Raw genomic sequence first — 19,945 nt, 5'->3', positions numbered from 1 at the left:
AAGGATAGGGCAAAAACGTTTCCCTGCATTATCCCAGCGTATTTCTTTCCATGTAGACCTGCTGCCGGCAGGCCGGACAAAGGTTCAGCATTATTTTTTTTCCGGTCAGTTTTTTTTGAATATAATCAGACACCGGCAGTGTGGTCACCATGGCGCCACAGCGACTGCACGACTGAATTTTGCCATTCAAATTTTGCTTTAGCGCTGCATTTCGAAGCCCTTTGATCAATTCTCTGCAATTGACGCCTTCCGGACAGACCTGGGCGCCTGCATTACACCCAACACAACACCACAGACCCGCATCCTCAAGGATATTTTCTCGCCTGAGCGCTTTTTGAATAATTCCCCGGGGTGAGATATCCACGGAAAAATCCTGATACATTTCAGCCATGGGGCACACGGCCACGCATTTTCCGCAATCCACACAAAAAACAGCTCCAGAGTCTTCAAGAATCTTGTTTATCAACATTTTTTTCCTTTTCAAGTCTTGCCGCACAAGCCTTGAACTCTGGAATCTTTGAGACCGGGTCCAGTGCTTCATGGGTCAGGGCATTGGCCGGGGCCTCTGCAAAATGGAACGGCACAAACAAGGACCCCGGCCTGACATCCTCTGTCAGCATTGCAAACAAAACAATGCTGCCCCTCCGGGTGGAGACCCGGACACTATCATCTTGTAATATGCCGAACACCTGCGCATCCTGTGGATGAATCTGTACAAATGGCGTTGCTGACTCCTGGCAGAGGGTCCTAGACCGACGGGTCATTGTACCGGTATGGTAATGGCAGAACATCCGTCCTGTTACCAGGGCAAACGGATAGTCCGGGTCAGGCATCTCCCTGGGCGGGTTGTAATCGGGCACCACAAAAAGCCCTCGGCCCCGGGAAAAAGTCTGTTTATGCAAATAGGGCGTACCGGGATGATCCTGGGACGGACAGGGCCATTGCAGTCCATGGGATGCCAGTCGGGAAAATGTTATTCCCCCGTAAATGGGGGTCAGACCGGCAAGCTCATCCATGACCTCGCCCGGATTTTTATAATTAAAATCAAGCCCCAGCCCATTGCCCATACGACAGAGAATGGAAAAATCATCCAGAGCCTCACCCGGGGGAGAAACCGCCTTTCTCAAAACCTGAACCCTACGTTCTGTATTGGTAAAGGTTCCTGTTTTTTCGGCAAAACAGGCGCCGGGTAGAACCAGATCCGCCAAACGGGCGGTTTCGGTCAAAAAAATATCCTGAACCATGAGAAAATCAAGTTTTCCCAGACGCTTTTTCACATGATGGATATCCGGGTCACTCATCATGGGATTTTCCCCCATAATGTAAAGCGCCCGCACCGTCTTTCCAGCGCTGGCCGTCATTTCTGTAACGGTCAGACCTGGCGTGGCAGATAAAGAAGATCCCCAGGCGGCCTGGAATTTTGACCTGACCCCAGGAGTTGTCACGCTCTGATAGCCGGGCAAAAAGTCCGGCAAAGCGCCCATATCACAGGCGCCCTGGACATTGTTCTGTCCTCTCAAAGGGTTGATCCCGCAAAACGGTCGACCCAATTGCCCACAGAGCATGGCCAGATTGCAGACGGCATGAACATTGGCCGTGCCACAGCTGTGCTGGGTAAGCCCCATACAAAAGACAATCGAGGCATTTTTGGCCCGTGCATAGCATTCTGCCGCCTTTGCGATTGTTTCCGGCGCAATACCCGATATTTGGGCTGCCCGTTCCATGGGCCATGATGCAAGTTCTTTCTTCATGACCTCAAAATCCTGGGTACGCTGGGAAATAAACGACCGGTCTTCAAGACCACAGTCCAGTATATGCCGCATCATTCCGTTAATCAGGGGAATATCCGCACCAAAATTTACAGGTAGATGAAAGTCTGCATTTTTTGCAGGCTCAGTGGTCCTGGGATCCACCACGATGAGGGCTGCATTATTTGCACAGGCTTTATAAATCTGGCCCATGATGATGGGATGGGTTTCGGCTGCATTGGAGCCGAACATGATGATGCAGTCCGCCCCGGCAAGATCATCAATGGAGTTGGTCATGGCACCGCTTCCAAAGGCCCGGGCCATGGCCGCAGCTGTGGGCCCGTGGCAGAGCCGGGCGCAATGATCGACATTATTGGTATGGAAACCCGCCCGGATCAATTTTTGAAAAAGATAATTTTCTTCATTGCTGCACCTTGCCGAACTCAACCCTGCCACAGCATCTGGCCCGTAGGTATCCGCCGCCGCTTGAAATTTTTCCATGGCAAGTGTTATGGCGTCATCCCAGGAAATTTTTTGAAATCCATTTTTCCCCTTTAAAAGGGGAGAGGTCAGCCGTTCCGGGTGATGGACAAATTCATGGGCGTTCCAGCCTTTCATACAAAGATGACCCTTTGAAACTGGATGATCCCTGTCTGGCCTGGTTTTTACGATAACGCCATCCGCCACCTCAAGGATCAGGCCGCAGCCGCATCCGCAATAGGGGCAAATGGTTTTTATAAATTCAATTTTCATGGTCTGTTTCCCGTGAATCTGTCCAGGCTGGCAGGTTTAAACCAACACTAGGTTCTTTGGTCAGGTTGGAAAAAAGGGGGGATCGCTGTTTCTTGTCTGAACCGGCACAATACCCATAATCCTCGTCAAGGGCTCTGCGCATGGGCAACTGCAGCAGTGTCAGGGGAATCCCCACAGGGCAGGCATCCTGGCATGCTCCGCAGCCCACGCAGATATCGGCTAGGTGAAACGCCCGGATCAGGTGAAAAGAAATAGGGTCTGCGGGTATCTTCCCCTGGCTGCCCCAGAGCGCATCTGCCAGTTTACAGTCCGAACAATTGCACAAAGGGCAGGCATTGCGGCAGCCATAACACTTGATGCATTTTGCAAATTCCTTTTGCCAAAGTGTTCTTCGCACCTGAATATCCCCTTCAATAAAGGCTCTGGCATGAGGATCCGCCCAGGGATCAACCCCTTTGACAGGGGTGCCGATATCCACAAAAGAGGGGGTAGGGGCAGTGCACAGGCAGGCTTTTGCCTGGTCCTCATCACAGGCCATGCCAATGATGTTCAGCCGTGTCCCATCCACCTGGTTGCGTTTAATCAGCTCGTTGAGTGCCCGCTCATCACATCCCCGACAAATCACCGAAAGTTTGTAATCATGGGGCAGCCGTTCAAGAAGTGAGGATGCAATTTTGGCCAAAATCCACTTTGGAGAAAGAACAAGAGAGTCAACATCTCGTTCATCTTCAAAAAGATGGGGACTAATCCCGCTTTCCGATTGGATCAGGCCGAGGATGCCATTGCTATTACCGGATTCAATAAGAGCGTTCACAATTTTTTTTGCATGTTCAAGCATATTCATACCTGTTGCCCGGCTTGACCGGGGTGTTCACATCGTTGACCGGATTGGCCATTCTTCTGGTCCGACCGGGCGGATAAAAGGCTTGGCAGCTTTTCCAGTACGGTTGCAAATCCATGGATCAGGCCGGCAAATTGATGTGCCTCGTGGGCCTTACCATAGCTTACCAAAAGCCTCTTGGAATCAATGCCCACCGTGTCAAGAAGGGTAGCAAGCAATTTCATCTGTTTTGCGCTTCTATGATTGGCATCATTATATCTGCATCCGCCCAGATGGCAGCCCAGTACAGCCACCCCGTCAATCCCCAGGGAAAATGCCCGGATCACTGCATCCGGTTCCACCCTGGAAATACATTCCACAGAAATCACCCTGAAATTTTCCTGGATATCAAGTTTTTGCCGGCCGGCTTCTTCTGCTCCGATTAAGGGGCAGTATCGGCAGGCAAAAATCAGGATCTTCGGGCCCAATTTTTCTCTGGTAATCTTGTCTGTTATTTTTTCCGGCGCTTGTCTGCTCATTTTTCAATTTTCCTGCCAGTTCCGGCGGCAGGCCTTTTCTGGTTTTTCAATATGTCGGTGCTGTTTTCTTTAACTCGTGTATTTTCTTCCCCAAAAGCCGTCAGAAGCATGGCGCCAATGGCCTGGGATGTCTGCTCGGGCAATTGAATACTGTTGTTGGGGCACACCGACACGCAGGTGCCGCACCCGGTGCAGCGAAATGGATTGACCCGGCAATGGAGCCGGCCTTCTTTGGGCTCAAGACTGCAGGCTTCAAACGGACAGGCCGCAACACAGTTCCCACACCCTGAACATCTGTCTGTGTTTACCCTGGCAATGGCAAACTTGGATTCTTGAAACCGACTCTCCACTCCTTTCCCGGCAAGAAATGTTAAGGCTTTCATGGCGGCCGCTTCCCCCTGGGTTGCTGCCGGGTCAGCCAGAACAGGCCACCGTGCAGACCCGCAGACCATGACCCCGGGCACATCTGTCTGTACAGGGTTCATGAGCGGTTTTACACTGAAAAAATCCTGGGAGCCTTCATCCTTTTGAGTCTGTCTGGCAAGGGTAATTTTATTAAATACCCCATTGGTATCTGGATGCGGGGCAAGACCTGTGCTCAACACGATGGTTTTTGCCGGAACCCTTATTCCCCGGCCCTTGGTATCAAGGCATTCAACTTGTTCAACCATTTTTTCCCCAAGGACAACAGGGGGCGCGCTTTCATCAAACCGGATAAAAACAATCCCAAGGCCCCTTGCCCTGCGATAATACTGCTCAAGTTCAACCCCGGGACACATCATATCCCTGTGGAAAACAATGACCCGGGTTTCAGGATGGTCTGTTTTAATTTGAATGGCGTTTTTCAAGGTCACAGGACAGCAGATGGCTGAACAATACGGCCGGGTTTCATTCCTGACCCCCACGCATTGAATAAACACCACAGGCCCCTGTATGGTGGCACCTTTTTTAAGATTACGCTCCAGTTCCATGGCCGAGATAACGCCGGCAAGTTCCCGGTATCGATACTCAGTTCGGGGCAGGATAGCCCTTGCACCCATGGCCAGAATCACAGCGCCGGCATTGACAGCAACCTCCTTCTGGTCAAGGGTCATCCGTGCGGTAAAGCATCCTGCATCGCCATCAATGGAAATCAGCTTTGCAGACAGATACACGGTAATCAACGGATTATTTTCAATGGCCTCAACATAGCCGGAAAGATAGGCTTCAGGGGAGACATTGCCCGGTCCCACTGTGTGAATCAACCTGAGCATGCCCCCGGTTTGACGGGTTTTTTCAACCAGATGAACCCGGATTCCGGATTCAGCCAGCGCTCTTGCTGCAGCAAGTCCGGCAGGCCCTGCCCCCACCACAAGCACCGAAGTTTGTAGGGGGGGGCCGGGAAAAGAAGAAATTTCCTGTTCAGCCAGGGATACAATGGCCATTTTAACCAGGTCACAGGCTTTTTCAAAGGCAAAATTATCGCCGGCCGGATGGATCCATGCACACCCCTCCCGGATATCTGCAAATTCAATTATGGCGTCCACCTGTTTTTTCAGTCCTGTCCTGATTTCATCAACTTTTGATGCACAGGCACAGATCAAAACCTTTGATACGCCGCAGTCTTGAATCTGCCTGGCCATCTCAAAAAAATCTTGATCCAGGCAAAGGGAGTCAAAAATTTTCACTTGTTTCACAAAGGGGTATCCGGCCAGAACCCTTGCTTTTACAAGTTCAAGATTAATTTGTTTTTCTGTTTGATTAAACTCTTTATACCCGGAATCAATCTCTCCATGACACCGGCATAAAAAGCAGATCATTTGTTTATTTTGTTCCATTGATCCCGTTCCCTATATATGCCTGCATGGCGGCAGAAGAGGCTTGAATAACCGACATCTCTACGTCTGCCGGTGCCTTGCAGAATCCACATGCCAGGGTCTGATTCTGATCCGGCATATTGCCGACAAACCCGTTATCATCTGTCAATGACGAGAAAAAAGGTCCTTTATCCTTTTTCTGGCAGGGCTCCAGTGCCCCGTTCAAGACAACCAGATCAAACTGCTGAATATCCAATTGTCCGGTAAGGGTATTTTCATACCGCACAGCAAGGCCAGCCCCCGACGGCAGCGGACAAATCAGCCCTGGCCTGCTCCGGATCAGGGTAATGGATTGTTCCTGAACTGCTTTCCGATAATAATCGTAATAATGACGGCCCTGGGTGCGCATGTCCGTGAAAAAAATTACGCAATCCATGTCAGGATCTCGTTGCTTAACCCATCGGGCCTGTTTAAGGGCATGCATGCAGCACACAGCAGAACAATACGCCAGGTTTCTTTGATCCCGTGCGCCGGCACATTGGACAAATGCGATACGGCAAGGAACCTTTCCTTCAGGTGTTAAAACATGTCCCCTGCCCGGGCCTGATTCAGACAGCAGGGCTTCAAATTCCAGGGCTGTCATGATGTTGGGGTGACTGCCATAGCCCAGTTCCGGCAGAGCCAAAATATTGGAATCCGTAAATCCCGTTGCCCAGATAATGTTTTGAGCTAAAATTTTTATTTTATCTTGTTTCCTTTCCATATCAATGGCATGGGTGGGACAGGCCGCTACGCATTTGCCGCATCCTGTACAGGCATCGACATCCACAAGAAAAGTTCTTGGCAGGGCATGGGCAATTGTGGGAGAGACAGCCCCTTCAGGACAGACTTTTTCACACCGGCTGCACAAGATACAACGCCCTGGATCAATCCGGTTCAAATCACGGCGGATAACGGCTTGAATCTGTTCTTGTCCCTGGGTCACAGCCTCGACACAAGAATGGGTATGCACGGTAATCAAAGGATGTCCAAGACAAAGCCTTGCCTGGGTCCACACCGGACAAAACCCACAATGATCCGTGGGATACAATTTATCAAGCCTTGCCACCTGACCGCCTAAAACCGCAGTTTTTTCGATCAGATGGACCGGGCGACCGGCACGGGCAAGATCAAGAGCTGCGGTGAGACCTGCTACGCCTCCCCCCACCACGATTACAGAAAAATGTTCATCTGTTTTTCCCTTCATTGATCTTCCTTTTCAGCCATTGTCAACCCATGGTTTTTACCAATTTTTGTAATTCGTTTTTTCAGCCAGGTACCAAAATCATCCGGAGCAAATTCATAGGGTGCCACACGATTTTCCAGACAAAGGGCAAAATGAGACGCGTCGGCAGGATACCGTTCGGCCTGATCATATTTTATTTCAAGTGTTCCAGCAACCGCCGGGCACCGTTGGACACAAAGCCCGCAGCCGTTGCATTTGTCTGCTATGATCTCAGGATACCGTCGTTTTTTTAATTTAATGGCTTTTGATTTGCACGCACGGTAGCAGTCCTTGCACCGTTTTTTTTTCTGCCAGGCCAGACAGGAGTCCGTATTGATAACCGCCTTGCCCAGAACAATTTCCTGTTTGGGAATTTTCTTAATAGCAGGGGTCGGACATATCCTGACACACTCCATGCACAAAATACATTTGGGACCGTCCAGAACCGGTGTTCCAATGTTGGTAATACCATCCAGAATCGAAGCCGGGTGAAGGGCATCGGCCGGGCAGACATCAATGCATTGATGACACCGGGTGCAGAATTTTAAGAAATCATCCTCTACAAGGGCTGCCGGTGGTCTTGCAAGCGCCCTGGCCGGACTGGCCTTGAACAGTGTAAACACTGACCCTGACACAAAAGCACCGACCAAAAATTGAATAAAATTCCTTCGGGAATTTTCCATTGGGATTCTCCAGGATATCGCAGATGGACAGAGATTAACTATTAGCTGAAAATCAAATCCCGGCTTATAGTTAATTTCTGTTTCATCATTTTTCTATCTGTCAGGCCATTGAACGTTTAACCGAGTCAATGGCAAATTCAAGCCCCAGGGATTTGAGGGTTGCTTCAGTGGGGATACCGTTTGCATCCCATCCAAAATAGGCATAATAATCATCTTGCACCTTTTTCATTTCTTCAGGTGAGAATAAAACCCCTTTTTTAGGTCCCTCGGGCAGTTTTTCCGTCAGCATCCGTTTGGGAAGGGTGTCATCCTTGCGGCTGATTCCTTCCCGGACGTTAAAACATCGCTCCAGAGTCCGGATTCGTTTGCCTGTGGTCCAGAAATCTGCCTCGGACATATTCCACCCGCACAGGGGATTGAGCAGATCCGTAAACATTTTTGGCGACCAGTATCCGCCAACAAAAGAACAGATAACAAGGGAATTGTGCATACACCTTGCCGCCTGACCTTTTGGGCTGCTGCCTTCATGGTGATCTCCGCCACAGGTTCCCATGGCATAACTGACACCCCGGGGCTTGTCTCCTCGTGGATCATGGGCGGCCATTTCCTTTCCCTTGACAATACAGGCATAGTCCATGGCGTCACCGCCGATTTCTTCGGCCATTTTTTTGACACCCTTGGATAGCAGTTGACCGACCTTGCCTTCTTTAAACGCAATCTTTTTGATGACTTCCACAACCGCTTCACCATCTCCCCATTCAAGGGTCATTCCGTCCAGGTCCCTGGCCGTGAGGATTTCCCGCTGGAAAAGCTCCATGGTAAACCCAATGGACCCGCCAGTGGATATGGCATCCAGGCCCATGGCATCACACATTTCTATGGCGGCCATCATGAGATCAAAGTCGGCAATACCCAGGTTGCTGCCCAGAAGACCACCGGTTTCGTATTCAGGACCTTCTGCAATGAGGCCGTCATACTTCCCGCCGCGGATTACCCCCAGTTTCATACAATGGTTCGGGCAATTGTAACAGGCCGTGTGCCGCTTCCAGAAACGCCGATTGGCTTCTTCGGCACCGATTTCTTCGATATCCGGATACCAGGTGGTTTGAAAATTCTTGGTAATCAACGAACCGGTCACATGATGTTTGAGTTCGAGCAGACCTGCGGTCCCCCAGCGCTTCATGCCCTGCCAGCCTTCGTGTTCAATTGAAAACTGCTTATTGGCGGCAGCATTCTTGTGAAAAAGTTCCCGGTCCGCCACTGGAACAAATTTGGTCCCCCGGACAGCAATGGCTTTGAGCTTTTTATTTCCCATGAGAGCCCCTGTACCGGTCCGGGCCGCCGCCCTGAACCGCTCGACCTGCACGCAGGCGTAGGGCACTTCATTTTCACCACCAGGCCCGATGCAGGCCACCTTGGTGCCGGAATCAAGACTGTCTTCAATAATGGTTTCCTCGGTTACATGGGTATCTTTTCCCCACAGCTTACCCGCATCTTTGAACGTGACCCTGTCATCCTGGATCAGCAGATAAACCGGTTTTTTTGATTTGCCCGTGATCATGATGCCGTCCCATCCGGTCCATTTAATTTCGTTGCCAAAAAATCCACCAACTTCGGCATGGCTTAACAAGCCCGTATAAGGACTTTTATTGACAAAACTGCACCGGGTGGAAGCGCAGGCTGTGCCGGTGAGAGGCCCTCCACCGATAAAGATAGGGCTATTTTCAGCAGTGGGATCCTGTTTTGTCTCAAGCTGGTTAAAAAGGAAGTGTGTCCCCAGGCCGCAACCGCCCATATATTGTTTACAGGTATCTGAATCAATATTTACAGTCTTGGTTTTCTGATGGGTCAGGTCGATTTCCAGTATTTTTCCGAAATGTCCGCCTTTTGAATTGGCCATGATTAATCTCTCCTTTCTCCGTCTTCATTAGGATAAAACATATTCTGGAGCAAATCAGCCCCAGCATCTTCCGGGGTGACATTTCGATATGCCATATTTACCCCGAATCCAACCTTTCCCGTCATCAGGCAGGGCCCCAGTGGATTGCCTGACTGTGCAATGCAGGCCTTTACACATTCAGGGTCTCCGTCACACAGATCACACATGAGCGGCATGCCGTTATCCGGGCTTCGCCGGATAAACTGACTCGGGCAGGCTTCAATGCATTTGTTGCACTTGGCACCAATACAAAGGTTTGCGTTAAGCTTGATCCCATTGGTTTTTGGATCTTTCTCAATGGCTTTGGGTGTGGTGGGACAGGCTTTGATACAGGGGGCATCATCACAATGCCAGCAAATCACCGGGACATCCACGACTCCCTTGTACCGGAGCACATGGATACGGGACATGGACGGGCGGACCACGCCTTCATGGTGAAGACTGCAGGCGTATTCACACGCCCTGCACCCGGTACAGTTTATCCGTTCTGCAAACAAATATTTCATGACCGGTTTGGCAGCAGGTTTTTCAGCCGCCGTTGCAGGCGCCGTCACCTTGCCGGTGGCAGCCACCACGGCAACACCCGCGGCTGCTGTACCTATTTTTTTTAGAAAACTGCGGCGAGACGTTTTTTCTTCCAGCAGATCTTGACTGATTTCATCGTCTTTTTTCTTCATTAATTTTCTCCTTGATTTTGATCATGGGAAGCCAAAGCCAGGATATCAGGCCAGGGAAATTCCCTTGTTTTTCAAATCTTCTGCCACCTCACCTAGACCCAGTTCTTTGAATCGTTTTTCCGACGGCAGTCCGGTTTTGCTGTCATAACCGGCAGCCTTATAATAGTCGCCCACGTCTTTCTCGACGTTGGCCACCTTTTTAATCTTTGATTTTCCTTTGCTAAATTGCTGCAGTTCCTTGGGCACATTGACCATGATAGGCTCCTTGGTAAACCGATCGGGCAACGTGTCATCCTTGGCAGTCAATCCGTTACGGGCGTTGAAGGCACGCATCAGTGTGATGAGCATCTCAGCCTTTTCAAGAAGTTTCTGGCCGCTCATTTCGATACCCGTGGCCGCTGAAAAAAGTTCCCCGGCCGTGCTGGGAAGGGTCTGGAGGTCAATGACCGTAAAGGCACAGGTGCCCAGAATATCCGCCAGCTTGGTATATTTTTTCAGCCGGAAGACATCCCCGGTGTCCCCGCTTTCATAGGGGTTGAGCTGCCGGGGCATGCCGGCCTCCTTGTTGGTATAGCCGTAGGCGTCAAGGGAGGGAGCATAGGGGTCCATGTGATGACCGCCGCGCTCATTCATGGCATACATAACGGAGACGCATTTTGAGGTACGCGGACTCGCTGCGCTGATCTCCAGGCCTTTTACCTGCATGGCATATGCTTGTGTTCCTTTACCGATCTTGTTTGATGCCCGCAGGGTCCCTTCCGCCAGAAGATCTCCCAGGCCTTCTCTGTTTCCGATTTTCTCCACAAGGTTCACCATCGCATCGATATTGCCGAAATACAGCTCCTCGCCATCGGTTTCCTCGACGGTCAGCAGTCCCCGTTCGGCACACTCCATGGCCCAGGCGATGGTGCTTCCGCATGAAATCGTATCGATGCCATACTGTGCGCACAGTTCTGTCGCCTTGGCCACCGCCTGGATATTACGGATGCCGCACCGGGCACCTAACCCTGCTGCGGTTTCATATTCCACTGCTCCGCTGCTGGTTCCGGCGTATTTCCCTTCCTGGAGGGTCGGCGTATAATGACTGCAGGTCAGCGGGCAGTTGAAACAAGCATAGGGCCTGATCTTGAGTTTTTTGACATAGGCCTTTTCATCGAGCCCGCTGGCAATGGAATCGCTGTGGTTTTCCTGGAAATTTTTTACCGGCAGCATGCCATAGTAATTAACCGCGCTCATCCAACCGGCGGTGCCCACCTTCGGCATGCTGTTCCACGACCATTCGTCTCTTTCCTTGAGATCTTTCATGTTCTGGGCAACGGCCCGTTTAAACCGTTTCGGATCGGCCACAGTAAGGCTTTTGCTGCCTCTTATGCCGACGGCCTTGAAGTTTTTGGAGCCCATGACCGCCCCAGGCCCGCCCCTTCCAAACACGCGGTCCACATTGCAGTTGATAGTGGCAATCCGTACTTTATTCTCACCGGCCGGGCCGATAATCATGGTTTCGATATCCTCATCGCCCACAATGCCCTTGATGGCTTCGTCAGTTTCCTCTACCAGCCGTCCCCAAAGATTCCTGGCATCCCTGAGTTCGACCTTGTCATCGTCGATCCATAACCAGACCGGTTTTTTCGCCTTGCCGGTAATCATGATATAATCATACCCGGCAAATTTGAGTTCCGGTCCCAGGTGCCCTCCGGCCCGTCCGGCGACAAAGGTGCTCAAAGGCGATTTGGTATGGCAGGTGATGCTCGCTGCCGTGGGAGCCGTGGTACCGGTCAGGGGACCCGTGCAGAAGATCAGGGGATTTCCCGGGTCAAAGGCATCGGTTCCTGGTTTGTAGTTATCATACAAGAGTTTCATGCCCAGAAGATAACCGCCCACATAGGATTTGGCAGCGCTTTTGCTGAATTTTTCCTTGATAATTTCACCGGTTGACAGGTTTATTCTCAACCCGGTTCCTGCATATGCTTTAGCCATTGTTTGCACCTCCTGATTCTCCCTGATACCAAATGGGTGCCTTCAGGTTCAACGCACCCATCGGGCATTCTGCTACACATTGAGGGTCTCCTCCGCACAGATCACACTTAAACGCCTTTTTGGTCACTTTGCGGATTTTTATCATGTTGAATGGACAGACTTTCACACAGTCGCCGCACCCGTCGCATTTTTTGGCATCAATCACCACCGCACCGGTTTTTTTGTCCCGATCCAGCGCGTCTTTGGGGCAGACGCTCAGGCATGGGGCCTCCGCGCACTGATGACAGGTATGGGTCTGTACCCAGGGGGCGGCACCGCCGTATTTACGTTCCACCCGGATGGCACTGAGCTTGGGATTGAATACACCAAAAAGGTGCTCGCTGCAGACCAACTCACAATGCCGGCAACCGGAACATTTTTCTGGATCCACGACAATATGGTTCAGCGTCTGGTTATAGGTTTTCCCCTCTACCTGTTTAAGCCTGGGATCTGCATTGCCGGTTTTTTGTGAGGTCACACACCCCGCAGTGGCTATTGCAAGCGCTCCACCGGCTGCCGCAACCGCAGTTTTTTTCAAAAATCCCCGCCGGGTGCTGCCCTTGTCCAGAGATTCAGGAATATTCTTTTTGACCCTTTCTTTTTCCATTCCCCCTCCTTATCTATTTCAGATATTTATCAAAAAATCTTTTATACGCCTTGGCAATTCTTTCTATTGTGCTATAGATTTTTTAACAGGATAAGAACGGTTAAACAATTGGGGGAAATACCCAATTTCATATGGGTATTTATACCTAATTTTGAAATCATCAGGGAGGAGAGGCTAATCTTGGAATACTGGGTATACCTTACTCGATGGGAATACCCTGAAATAAAATTTGCGGTTCTAAGATGGGGGAGGGGGTTATTCGTCTGAGGTATATCCTTCACGAATGGCGTATTTGATCAGATCTGCAAGTGTTCTCAAGCTAAGCCTTTTCATGATGCTGGCCCTATGGTGCTCAACGGTTCGGGTACTGATACACAGAATGTCGGCAATTTTTTTGTTGGATTCACCTTCGGCAAGGAGCGTGAGCACTTCTTCTTCCCGGGAAGAAAGTGGTTTACCTGGAGAATTAAACCCATTTTTAACAATATCGGTCAGGATATCAGGCATTTCCTTGATAAGAATAGAAGAAAGAAATGCCTTGCCCGCAAGGATGGTATCCATGGCAGTCAAAATTTCAGTATCGGTATCTTCCTTGAGCAAATACCCGTTGGCACCGGCGGAAAAAGCATGATAGAGATATTCCTTTCTTTTGTGCATGGAAAGAAACAAGATCTTGATATCTGGATAGGCCGTTCGTATCTCCCTTGCCGCTTCAATCCCTCTCATTCTGGGCATGGAAATGTCCAGAATCACAAGGTCAGCCGGCCGGGTGCTCAAAAGGTTCAGCAACTCAAGTCCGTCACCAGCCTCCCCCACCACAGATACCCCTTCCTTTGTTTCAATGATCTGGCAAATCCCCCTGCGCAGCATGGCATGATCATCTGCAATTACCACCCGGCAAGTGTTCATGGTTCAGGTTCCCCGTGACAATCTGGTATTTCAAACCAAAGCCGTGTGCCGCGGCTCCTGCGATTTTCAATTCGCAATTGCCCCCCCAGCATCCTGACCCGTTCATTCATGGCGGTCAGCCCCATGCCGGAATCTTTCAGGTTACCCTGCAGGCCATTGAGGTCAAATCCGGTTCCATTGTCTTGTATGTCGAACCGATACCGGTGATTGTGCTTGGCCACACAAACCCATATCTGGTCTGCCTTAGCATGTCTGACAATATTGGTAAACGCTTCCTGAAAGATCCGGTAAATAAGAATTTTTGACTCCTGGGCAAGCCACTTGTCCATATCTCCCATATCTATCTGGATGTGAACATTGAAATACCGGGAAAAATCTTCAAACAGGCATTGCAATGCAACCGACAGTCCCAGGTCCTTGAGGACTGACGGGGTCAGGCTGTGGGAAATTTCCCTGACAGTTTCAATGGTTTTTGAAATATTTTCCATGGCAAGCCGGCAGTCGGCCTTTGCCCCATTGCCATCCTTTTCGATTTTCATTTTAATGGCGCTGATCTGCAGTTTTAAAAGGGTCAGGGATTGCCCGAGATCGTCATGGAGCATATATGCCACTTTTTTGCGTTCCTCCTCCTGGGCGGTTAAAAGATGGGAGGATAAGAATTGCAATCTTTTTTCAGAATTTTTCAGCACCGTTCTTGCCGTTTCCTGTTCTACAACAGATGCAAGAATGTGGGCCACTGACTGAAGAAAAATAATATCATTTTTTTTGAATTTACGTGTTTTTGATGAATGCACCCCCAGGATTCCAAAGACCTTACCGGGTTTGCCGATCAAAACGCTTACCCCGCTGACGACACAATGGTTACACAGCCCGGGTAGAGGGCTTTTAAATCGGGTTTCCGTCTGAAGGGCTTCCACCAACACAGGTTTGCCTGAAAGCAGGGTAAAGCCGGACTGGGATTCAGTGCCCCCCTTGATCCGTTTCCGGCCCACCAGGCCTTTTTTCCAGCCCCGGGCAGACCGGATCGAAAATTGGCCGCAGTCGGGGAGCCATTCAAGGACCTCGCCTATCTCCAGTCTCAGGGTATCCAATACGCTTGCCAGGGCCTTATCCAACAAAGAGATGAATTTTTCACCCGCCAGGGCCAGTCGACCCAGTTCAGTGACAACCTGTTGCTGGGATTCACTGATTTCAAGGGCAGATTCTGTCCTCCGCCTTTGGGTAATATCCCACAGAGTGGTTCGAATCCGTCTGTCTTTGTTGGCTATTTCCGGTTCGGCAACACTTTCCAGCCGGCCGAAAAAACATTGGTTTTGGCAGGGCAAAAGCTTTAAATCACAGGTCTGCCGTGTTCCTCGTTCAATTACCCGTTTGCAATGATTCAAAAAAACAGATTTAAACTCCGGCAGGACAAATTTTATAAATTGCATCCCCGGCAAGTCTCTTTTGCGGGTATTCAGCAAATTTGCCCCGGTGGTATTGGACTCGTAGATGAACCCCTCGTCTGACAGGGTAAAATAACCCACCGGCGCATTTTCATAGATCTGGATGTATCGTTCCATGAGCACCCGGTTATTGGCGGACAAATTTTGAGGTGAGTCTATTCCTGAATTTAAAGGAAGCTTCAAGCTGGGACTCCAAAGGCTTTCAGGGTCCATTGTACCCGGCAGACACGTCAAATCTTGTATTTTTTCCACCTGAAATGGCATAGTTCAACCCATTGAAAAAAATATTATACGGTCCTTAGAGATATTCCACAGCCAAGGGCCGTAATAAAACTGTCACTATTATGGGACAAAAATCAAAGCAAAGACAACCCTTTATCTTTGAGTACAAAATAGGTACTTTTAATACCCGGTTTAAAGGGACTCAAGATAGGTTCTCAAGTTTATTTTTTTTTGGGTGATACCCAGTTTTTTTCTTATGTTGCGGCGCTGGGTTTCAATGGTTTTGCTGGACAAAAAAAGAAGGTCTGCCATCTCCTTGCTGGACTTGCCCTGTCGGATAAAATTGGCAATTTTTACCTGGGCCGGTGTCAGCTTCACAAGACTTGATGTTAATTTTCTGGAAAAAGGTGCAGTCATTTCCTGCAGATTGGACCGGATAATACCCAGGCAAGACCTTTGAAGATCGCTTAAAGGACTGGTTTCAATTTTATCAAGAAAGGGAAGAACCTGGACTTCGATATTGGTCAGAAGATTTTGCTGAAGTTCTTTTTTATCGACGTTATTTTTTTCCATCAACACCTGAAGTGCGTTATTGACCTCTTCCAGGTGAAGGGATTTATTTCTCAATTCCTGCTGAGACTTGATCAGGGATGACTCTTTCTTCTTGAGTTTCAGTGTTCTTTTTTCCACAAGCTTTTCCAGCTTTGAATTAAGATACTTGATCTCCTGTTCCATCGCCATTCTCCGGGTAATATCGGTCTTGGTGCCGATCATCCGAAGCGCTTTGCCATTGATGTCTCTTTCCACTACCTTGCCGGTATCCAGCAGCCATTTCCATTGTCCGGTTTTACACTTGAGCCGATGTTGGGTCTGATATCTTTGTGTAAGCCCGTGCAAATGATCATAAAATTGTTTCATCACCCGGTCTCGGTCATCCGGATGGATCAAATTTTCCCAGAAACTGATGCTAGAATCCACTTCATCGGGTGTATATCCCAATATTGCACACCATTCGTCACTGAGTAACAATTGGTCGCTGTCAATATTCCAGTCCCAGAGTCCGGCATCCGTGGCAAAAATAGCCAATTCCAATCTTTCTTTGCTTTTACGCAGTTCCGACTCCACAAGCCTGAATTCAGAAATATCCTGGACATGCATGACCAAAAACTTTTTTGATAACAGGGAAAAGGTGAACCTGAAATATTTTATCCTGCCATCAACCTGGGTGAAAAGAAGTTCTCTTTTTAAATTTCTTTCTTTTGAAAAACAGGTGTCAATATCCGTCACAATTTGTGGAATAGTTTTGAAAATTTCCCCGGTGGCCTGCCCCGGTTCACAGATAGCGATTTTTTTTGAAGCCTCATTTCGATCTGCAAGAACAATATCTCCCCTGTGGGCATGAAAAATAAACAGGGGGATGGAAATGGTCTCAAACAAATTTTCCATCATCTTGTCATCGTCCATACCCCGGTCCTCCTGATTCAATCCTTGAATTTATCGGTTCCCTTCAAAAAACGATGGCAGTACAAAAACATGAGTTTTTTATACTTTCCCTAAGGTTATAACAAAATCATTTGTATGACAATGACCCTATGTCGAAACCCGGGAAAGTATAATGGTTTTTTTTATAATTATTCCAATATGCCGCTATCCCTTTTGGGGACGCATATCCGCCTTGTCAATTCCTGCAACTGCAACAGGGGTTGTCATGGCATCCCGGCGGAAGGGTTCGCCCAGTTCCATATTGGTCAGCACCTCAATGAAAGTGGTCTTTCCTTCTTCCTGAGCCTTAACAGCCGCACAAAGTTTTTCGGTCAGATCCTCCATGGAGGTTGCCTGGACGCCTTCAATACCGCAGGCTTTTGCAATCTTTGCATAGTTAACATCCCGGTTCAGCTCTGTTCCAACAAAGTTGTCGGAATACCAGAGCGTGGTGTTTCGTTTTTCAGCCCCCCAATGGTAGTTGCGGAAGATGATCATGGTAATGGCAGGCCAATCGCCACGACCGCAGGAAACCATTTCATTCATTGAGATACCAAAGGCACCGTCACCGGCAAAGCCTACAACGGGAACATTGGGCTGGGCGATTTTAGCACCGCAGATGGCAGGGAAACTGTATCCGCAAGGCCCGAACATACCGGGAGCCAGATATTTACGACCCTCTTCAAAGGTGGGGTATGCAGCGCCCAGGGCACAAGAATTTCCGATGTCAGAAGAGATGATGGCGTTTTCCGGTAATGCCTTCTGTATGGCTCGCCATGCCATGCGGGAGGTGATTTTATCAGGATCTTGTTTGCGGGCACGTTCGTTCCATGTTGTGCCGGCATCATCTGCTTCATGATCCATGCCGGCAAGGTCTGTGGACCAGTGGGCTTTGATTTTTTCAATGGTTGCCTTGCGATCCTTGCGGTCTGCATCCCCGGCAGTGGCGGATAGCTTTGCCAGGATACCCTTGGCAACTTTTTTGGCGTCACCAACGATTCCTACGGTTACCGGTTTTGTCAGGCCGATGCGGTCGGTGTTGATGTCAACCTGGATGATGGATGCAGTTGTCGGCCAATAGTTAAGGCCGTAGCCGGGCAGGGTGGAAAAGGGGTTTAAGCGGGTTCCCAGGGCCAGAACAACATCGGCCTTGGCAATCAGCTCCATGCTGGCCCTTGAACCATTGTAACCCAGGGTTCCCGTGTACAGGGGATGGCTTCCGGGGAAGGCATCGTTGTGCTGGTAACCGCAGCAAACCGGGGCATCTAATTTTTCGGCCAACGCCATTGACTCTTTGATGGCACCACCGATCACAACACCGCCCCCATTAAGGATGACAGGAAATTTTGCATCTGACAAAAGCGCTGCTGCCTTGGCAATGGCTTGCTCACCACCGGCGGGCAGTTCAAACTCCACAATGGCCGGCAGTTCAATATCAATCACCTGGGTCCAGAAATCACGGGGTACATTGATTTGGGCCGGAGCAGATGCGCGTTTCGCGTGCATGATCACCCGGTTGAGAACTTCGGCAATGCGGGCCGGATGACGAACCTCTTCCTGGTAAGCCACCATGTCTTCGAAAACAGACATCTGGGGAACTTCCTGGAATCCGCCCTGACCCATGGCCATGTTTGTTGCCTGGGGGGTTACCAAAAGCAGGGGTGTGTGGTTCCAATATGCAGTTTTTACAGGGGTCACAAAGTTTGTGATACCGGGGCCGTTCTGGCCCACCATCATGGACATTTTGCCGGAAGCCCGGGTGTAACCGTCTGCCATCATGCCGGCATTGCCTTCATGGGCGCAATCCCAGAAAGTGATGCCTGCCTTGGGGAATAGATCGGAAATGGGCATCATCGCCGAACCAATAATACCGAATGCATGTTCGATCCCATGCATTTGGAGAACTTTTACAAAGGCTTCTTCTGTGGTCATTTTCATTGTACTACCTCCATTATTGATTGTTTTTTTCCCATATAAAGGGGATTCTGCAGTACTTCACAGACTAATATTGAGTATATCTATTGAGTTTGTTTTTATTTTTTCATTTTTTCGATTCTCCAAGGGGCTCTTCATTTTTATTTTTTTTGATTCGGGTGAAAATAAATACAGTTGTAAGCCCTGCTATAATATGCCAAATTCCCCACCAGGCGACTACAATGGCCATTCCACCGAGGCCATCGAAAAAATTAAAGACCAGTACCAACCCCAGGGCGGAATTTTGGATCCCTACCTCAATACAGACAGCCCGGCAATCCCTTTCCGGAAGCCCGACAATTCTGGCGGACCAATAGCCTAGGTTCAATGCCATGGCATTGTGTAGCAGGACGGCAAAGACCACAAATCCGATATATGTGAGAAAATTTTGCCAATTGGCAGCCAGGGCACCACAGACAATTATGATGAAAAAAACCAGAGAAAATATTTTAAAGGGTTTTCTCACCTTTTCGGCAAGAGCAGGATAATAATGGCCCAGGGTCATACCCACAATCAGGGGAATCCCAAGGATAAGAAAAACCGTTACAAACACATCTGCCGGGTTAAGACTGACCTGTTTCATAATAGCACTGGTGGCAGGTGTCATTCCTCCCCAAAAAGAAATATTCAAGGGCGTCATGACAATGGCGGCAACCGTTGAAATAGCCGTCATGCTGATGGAAACAGCCGAGTTTCCCTGGGCCAAGTAAGTAATAATATTGGATAGATTCCCTCCGGGACAGGCAGCCACCAACATCATGCCAAGAGCTATGGAGGGATAGGGCTTGATAATGAGCACCAGAAGAAAAGTAAAGGCCGGTAATAACAAGAACTGGGCAACCAGGCCTATCAATGGCGCTTTTGGGTTTGTGATTATTCGCTTAAAATCTTCCAGCTTCAAGTCAAGGGCGACACCCAGCATCATTAATCCAATGGCCACATTAATGATAGCAATTCCCGTTGGGTTGAAATTTAATCTCACCTGATCCAATGTGACAGGATTCATATGCGTGTCCCCCTTTCTTTATAAAATATTTTTTTAAAAGTTTTGAGTGGTGAGCGTTTCTCTCA

The 19,945-nt window shown here is 49.3% G+C and carries 16 protein-coding genes; all 16 read right to left on the bottom strand.

Annotation, left to right across the window (positions count from 1 at the left end; translation table 11 throughout):
• Positions 1-28: 28 nt before the first annotated feature.
• The gene (locus ACZ45G_RS26785) at positions 29-469 is read right to left on the bottom strand and encodes a 4Fe-4S dicluster domain-containing protein (protein WP_464173639.1); all 441 of its coding nucleotides are present in this window, start codon (positions 467-469) and stop codon (positions 29-31) included.
• The gene (fdhF, locus tag ACZ45G_RS26780) at positions 447-2,501 is read right to left on the bottom strand and encodes a formate dehydrogenase subunit alpha (protein ID WP_464173638.1); all 2,055 of its coding nucleotides are present in this window, start codon (positions 2,499-2,501) and stop codon (positions 447-449) included. The genes ACZ45G_RS26785 and fdhF overlap by 23 nt, the downstream gene beginning before the upstream one ends.
• Positions 2,491-3,345 (bottom strand): 4Fe-4S binding protein, encoded by an 855-nt coding sequence (locus ACZ45G_RS26775; RefSeq protein ID WP_464173637.1) that lies wholly within the window; start codon positions 3,343-3,345, stop codon positions 2,491-2,493. Before ACZ45G_RS26775 ends, fdhF begins: the two co-directional genes overlap by 11 nt.
• On the bottom strand, positions 3,342-3,860 hold the full coding sequence (locus ACZ45G_RS26770) for a hydrogenase iron-sulfur subunit (RefSeq protein WP_464173636.1): 519 nt from the start codon (positions 3,858-3,860) through the stop codon (positions 3,342-3,344). Before ACZ45G_RS26770 ends, ACZ45G_RS26775 begins: the two co-directional genes overlap by 4 nt.
• Entirely contained in the window at positions 3,857-5,677 is a 1,821-nt protein-coding gene (locus tag ACZ45G_RS26765) for a CoB--CoM heterodisulfide reductase iron-sulfur subunit A family protein (protein WP_464173635.1), read from the bottom strand. The genes ACZ45G_RS26770 and ACZ45G_RS26765 overlap by 4 nt, the downstream gene beginning before the upstream one ends.
• Positions 5,664-6,902, bottom strand: coding sequence for an FAD-dependent oxidoreductase (locus tag ACZ45G_RS26760; RefSeq protein ID WP_464173634.1), 1,239 nt, complete (start codon positions 6,900-6,902; stop codon positions 5,664-5,666). Before ACZ45G_RS26760 ends, ACZ45G_RS26765 begins: the two co-directional genes overlap by 14 nt.
• The gene (locus tag ACZ45G_RS26755) at positions 6,899-7,603 is read right to left on the bottom strand and encodes a 4Fe-4S dicluster domain-containing protein (RefSeq protein ID WP_464173633.1); all 705 of its coding nucleotides are present in this window, start codon (positions 7,601-7,603) and stop codon (positions 6,899-6,901) included. The genes ACZ45G_RS26760 and ACZ45G_RS26755 overlap by 4 nt, the downstream gene beginning before the upstream one ends.
• Before the next feature lie 100 nt (positions 7,604-7,703).
• On the bottom strand, positions 7,704-9,503 hold the full coding sequence (locus tag ACZ45G_RS26750) for an aldehyde ferredoxin oxidoreductase family protein (RefSeq protein WP_464173632.1): 1,800 nt from the start codon (positions 9,501-9,503) through the stop codon (positions 7,704-7,706).
• A gap of 2 nt (positions 9,504-9,505) precedes the next feature.
• Positions 9,506-10,219 (bottom strand): 4Fe-4S dicluster domain-containing protein, encoded by a 714-nt coding sequence (locus tag ACZ45G_RS26745; protein WP_464173631.1) that lies wholly within the window; start codon positions 10,217-10,219, stop codon positions 9,506-9,508.
• A gap of 45 nt (positions 10,220-10,264) precedes the next feature.
• Positions 10,265-12,196 carry an aldehyde ferredoxin oxidoreductase family protein gene (locus tag ACZ45G_RS26740; RefSeq protein ID WP_464173630.1) on the bottom strand — a complete coding sequence of 644 codons (1,932 nt, stop codon included), beginning with the start codon at positions 12,194-12,196 and terminating at the stop codon, positions 10,265-10,267.
• Positions 12,189-12,842 carry a 4Fe-4S dicluster domain-containing protein gene (locus ACZ45G_RS26735; RefSeq protein ID WP_464173629.1) on the bottom strand — a complete coding sequence of 218 codons (654 nt, stop codon included), beginning with the start codon at positions 12,840-12,842 and terminating at the stop codon, positions 12,189-12,191. The genes ACZ45G_RS26740 and ACZ45G_RS26735 overlap by 8 nt, the downstream gene beginning before the upstream one ends.
• 255 nt (positions 12,843-13,097) lie before the next feature.
• A complete protein-coding gene (locus ACZ45G_RS26730) occupies positions 13,098-13,751 on the bottom strand; it encodes a response regulator transcription factor (protein WP_464173628.1) in 654 nt (217 codons plus the stop codon).
• Positions 13,748-15,379: an ATP-binding protein gene (locus tag ACZ45G_RS26725; RefSeq protein ID WP_464173627.1), complete on the bottom strand. Its 1,632-nt coding sequence runs from the start codon at positions 15,377-15,379 to the stop codon at positions 13,748-13,750. Before ACZ45G_RS26725 ends, ACZ45G_RS26730 begins: the two co-directional genes overlap by 4 nt.
• Positions 15,380-15,610: 231 nt before the next feature.
• Positions 15,611-16,882 carry a PAS domain-containing protein gene (locus ACZ45G_RS26720; protein ID WP_464173626.1) on the bottom strand — a complete coding sequence of 424 codons (1,272 nt, stop codon included), beginning with the start codon at positions 16,880-16,882 and terminating at the stop codon, positions 15,611-15,613.
• A gap of 183 nt (positions 16,883-17,065) precedes the next feature.
• Entirely contained in the window at positions 17,066-18,838 is a 1,773-nt protein-coding gene (gene xsc / locus ACZ45G_RS26715; RefSeq protein ID WP_464173625.1) for a sulfoacetaldehyde acetyltransferase, read from the bottom strand.
• Between the two features lie 103 nt (positions 18,839-18,941).
• Positions 18,942-19,880 carry a bile acid:sodium symporter family protein gene (locus tag ACZ45G_RS26710; protein WP_464173624.1) on the bottom strand — a complete coding sequence of 313 codons (939 nt, stop codon included), beginning with the start codon at positions 19,878-19,880 and terminating at the stop codon, positions 18,942-18,944.
• Between the last annotated feature and the right edge of the window lie 65 nt (positions 19,881-19,945).

Source organism: Desulfoconvexum algidum (assembly GCF_055382125.1).
This window is presented reverse-complemented; position numbering and strand designations above follow the sequence as displayed.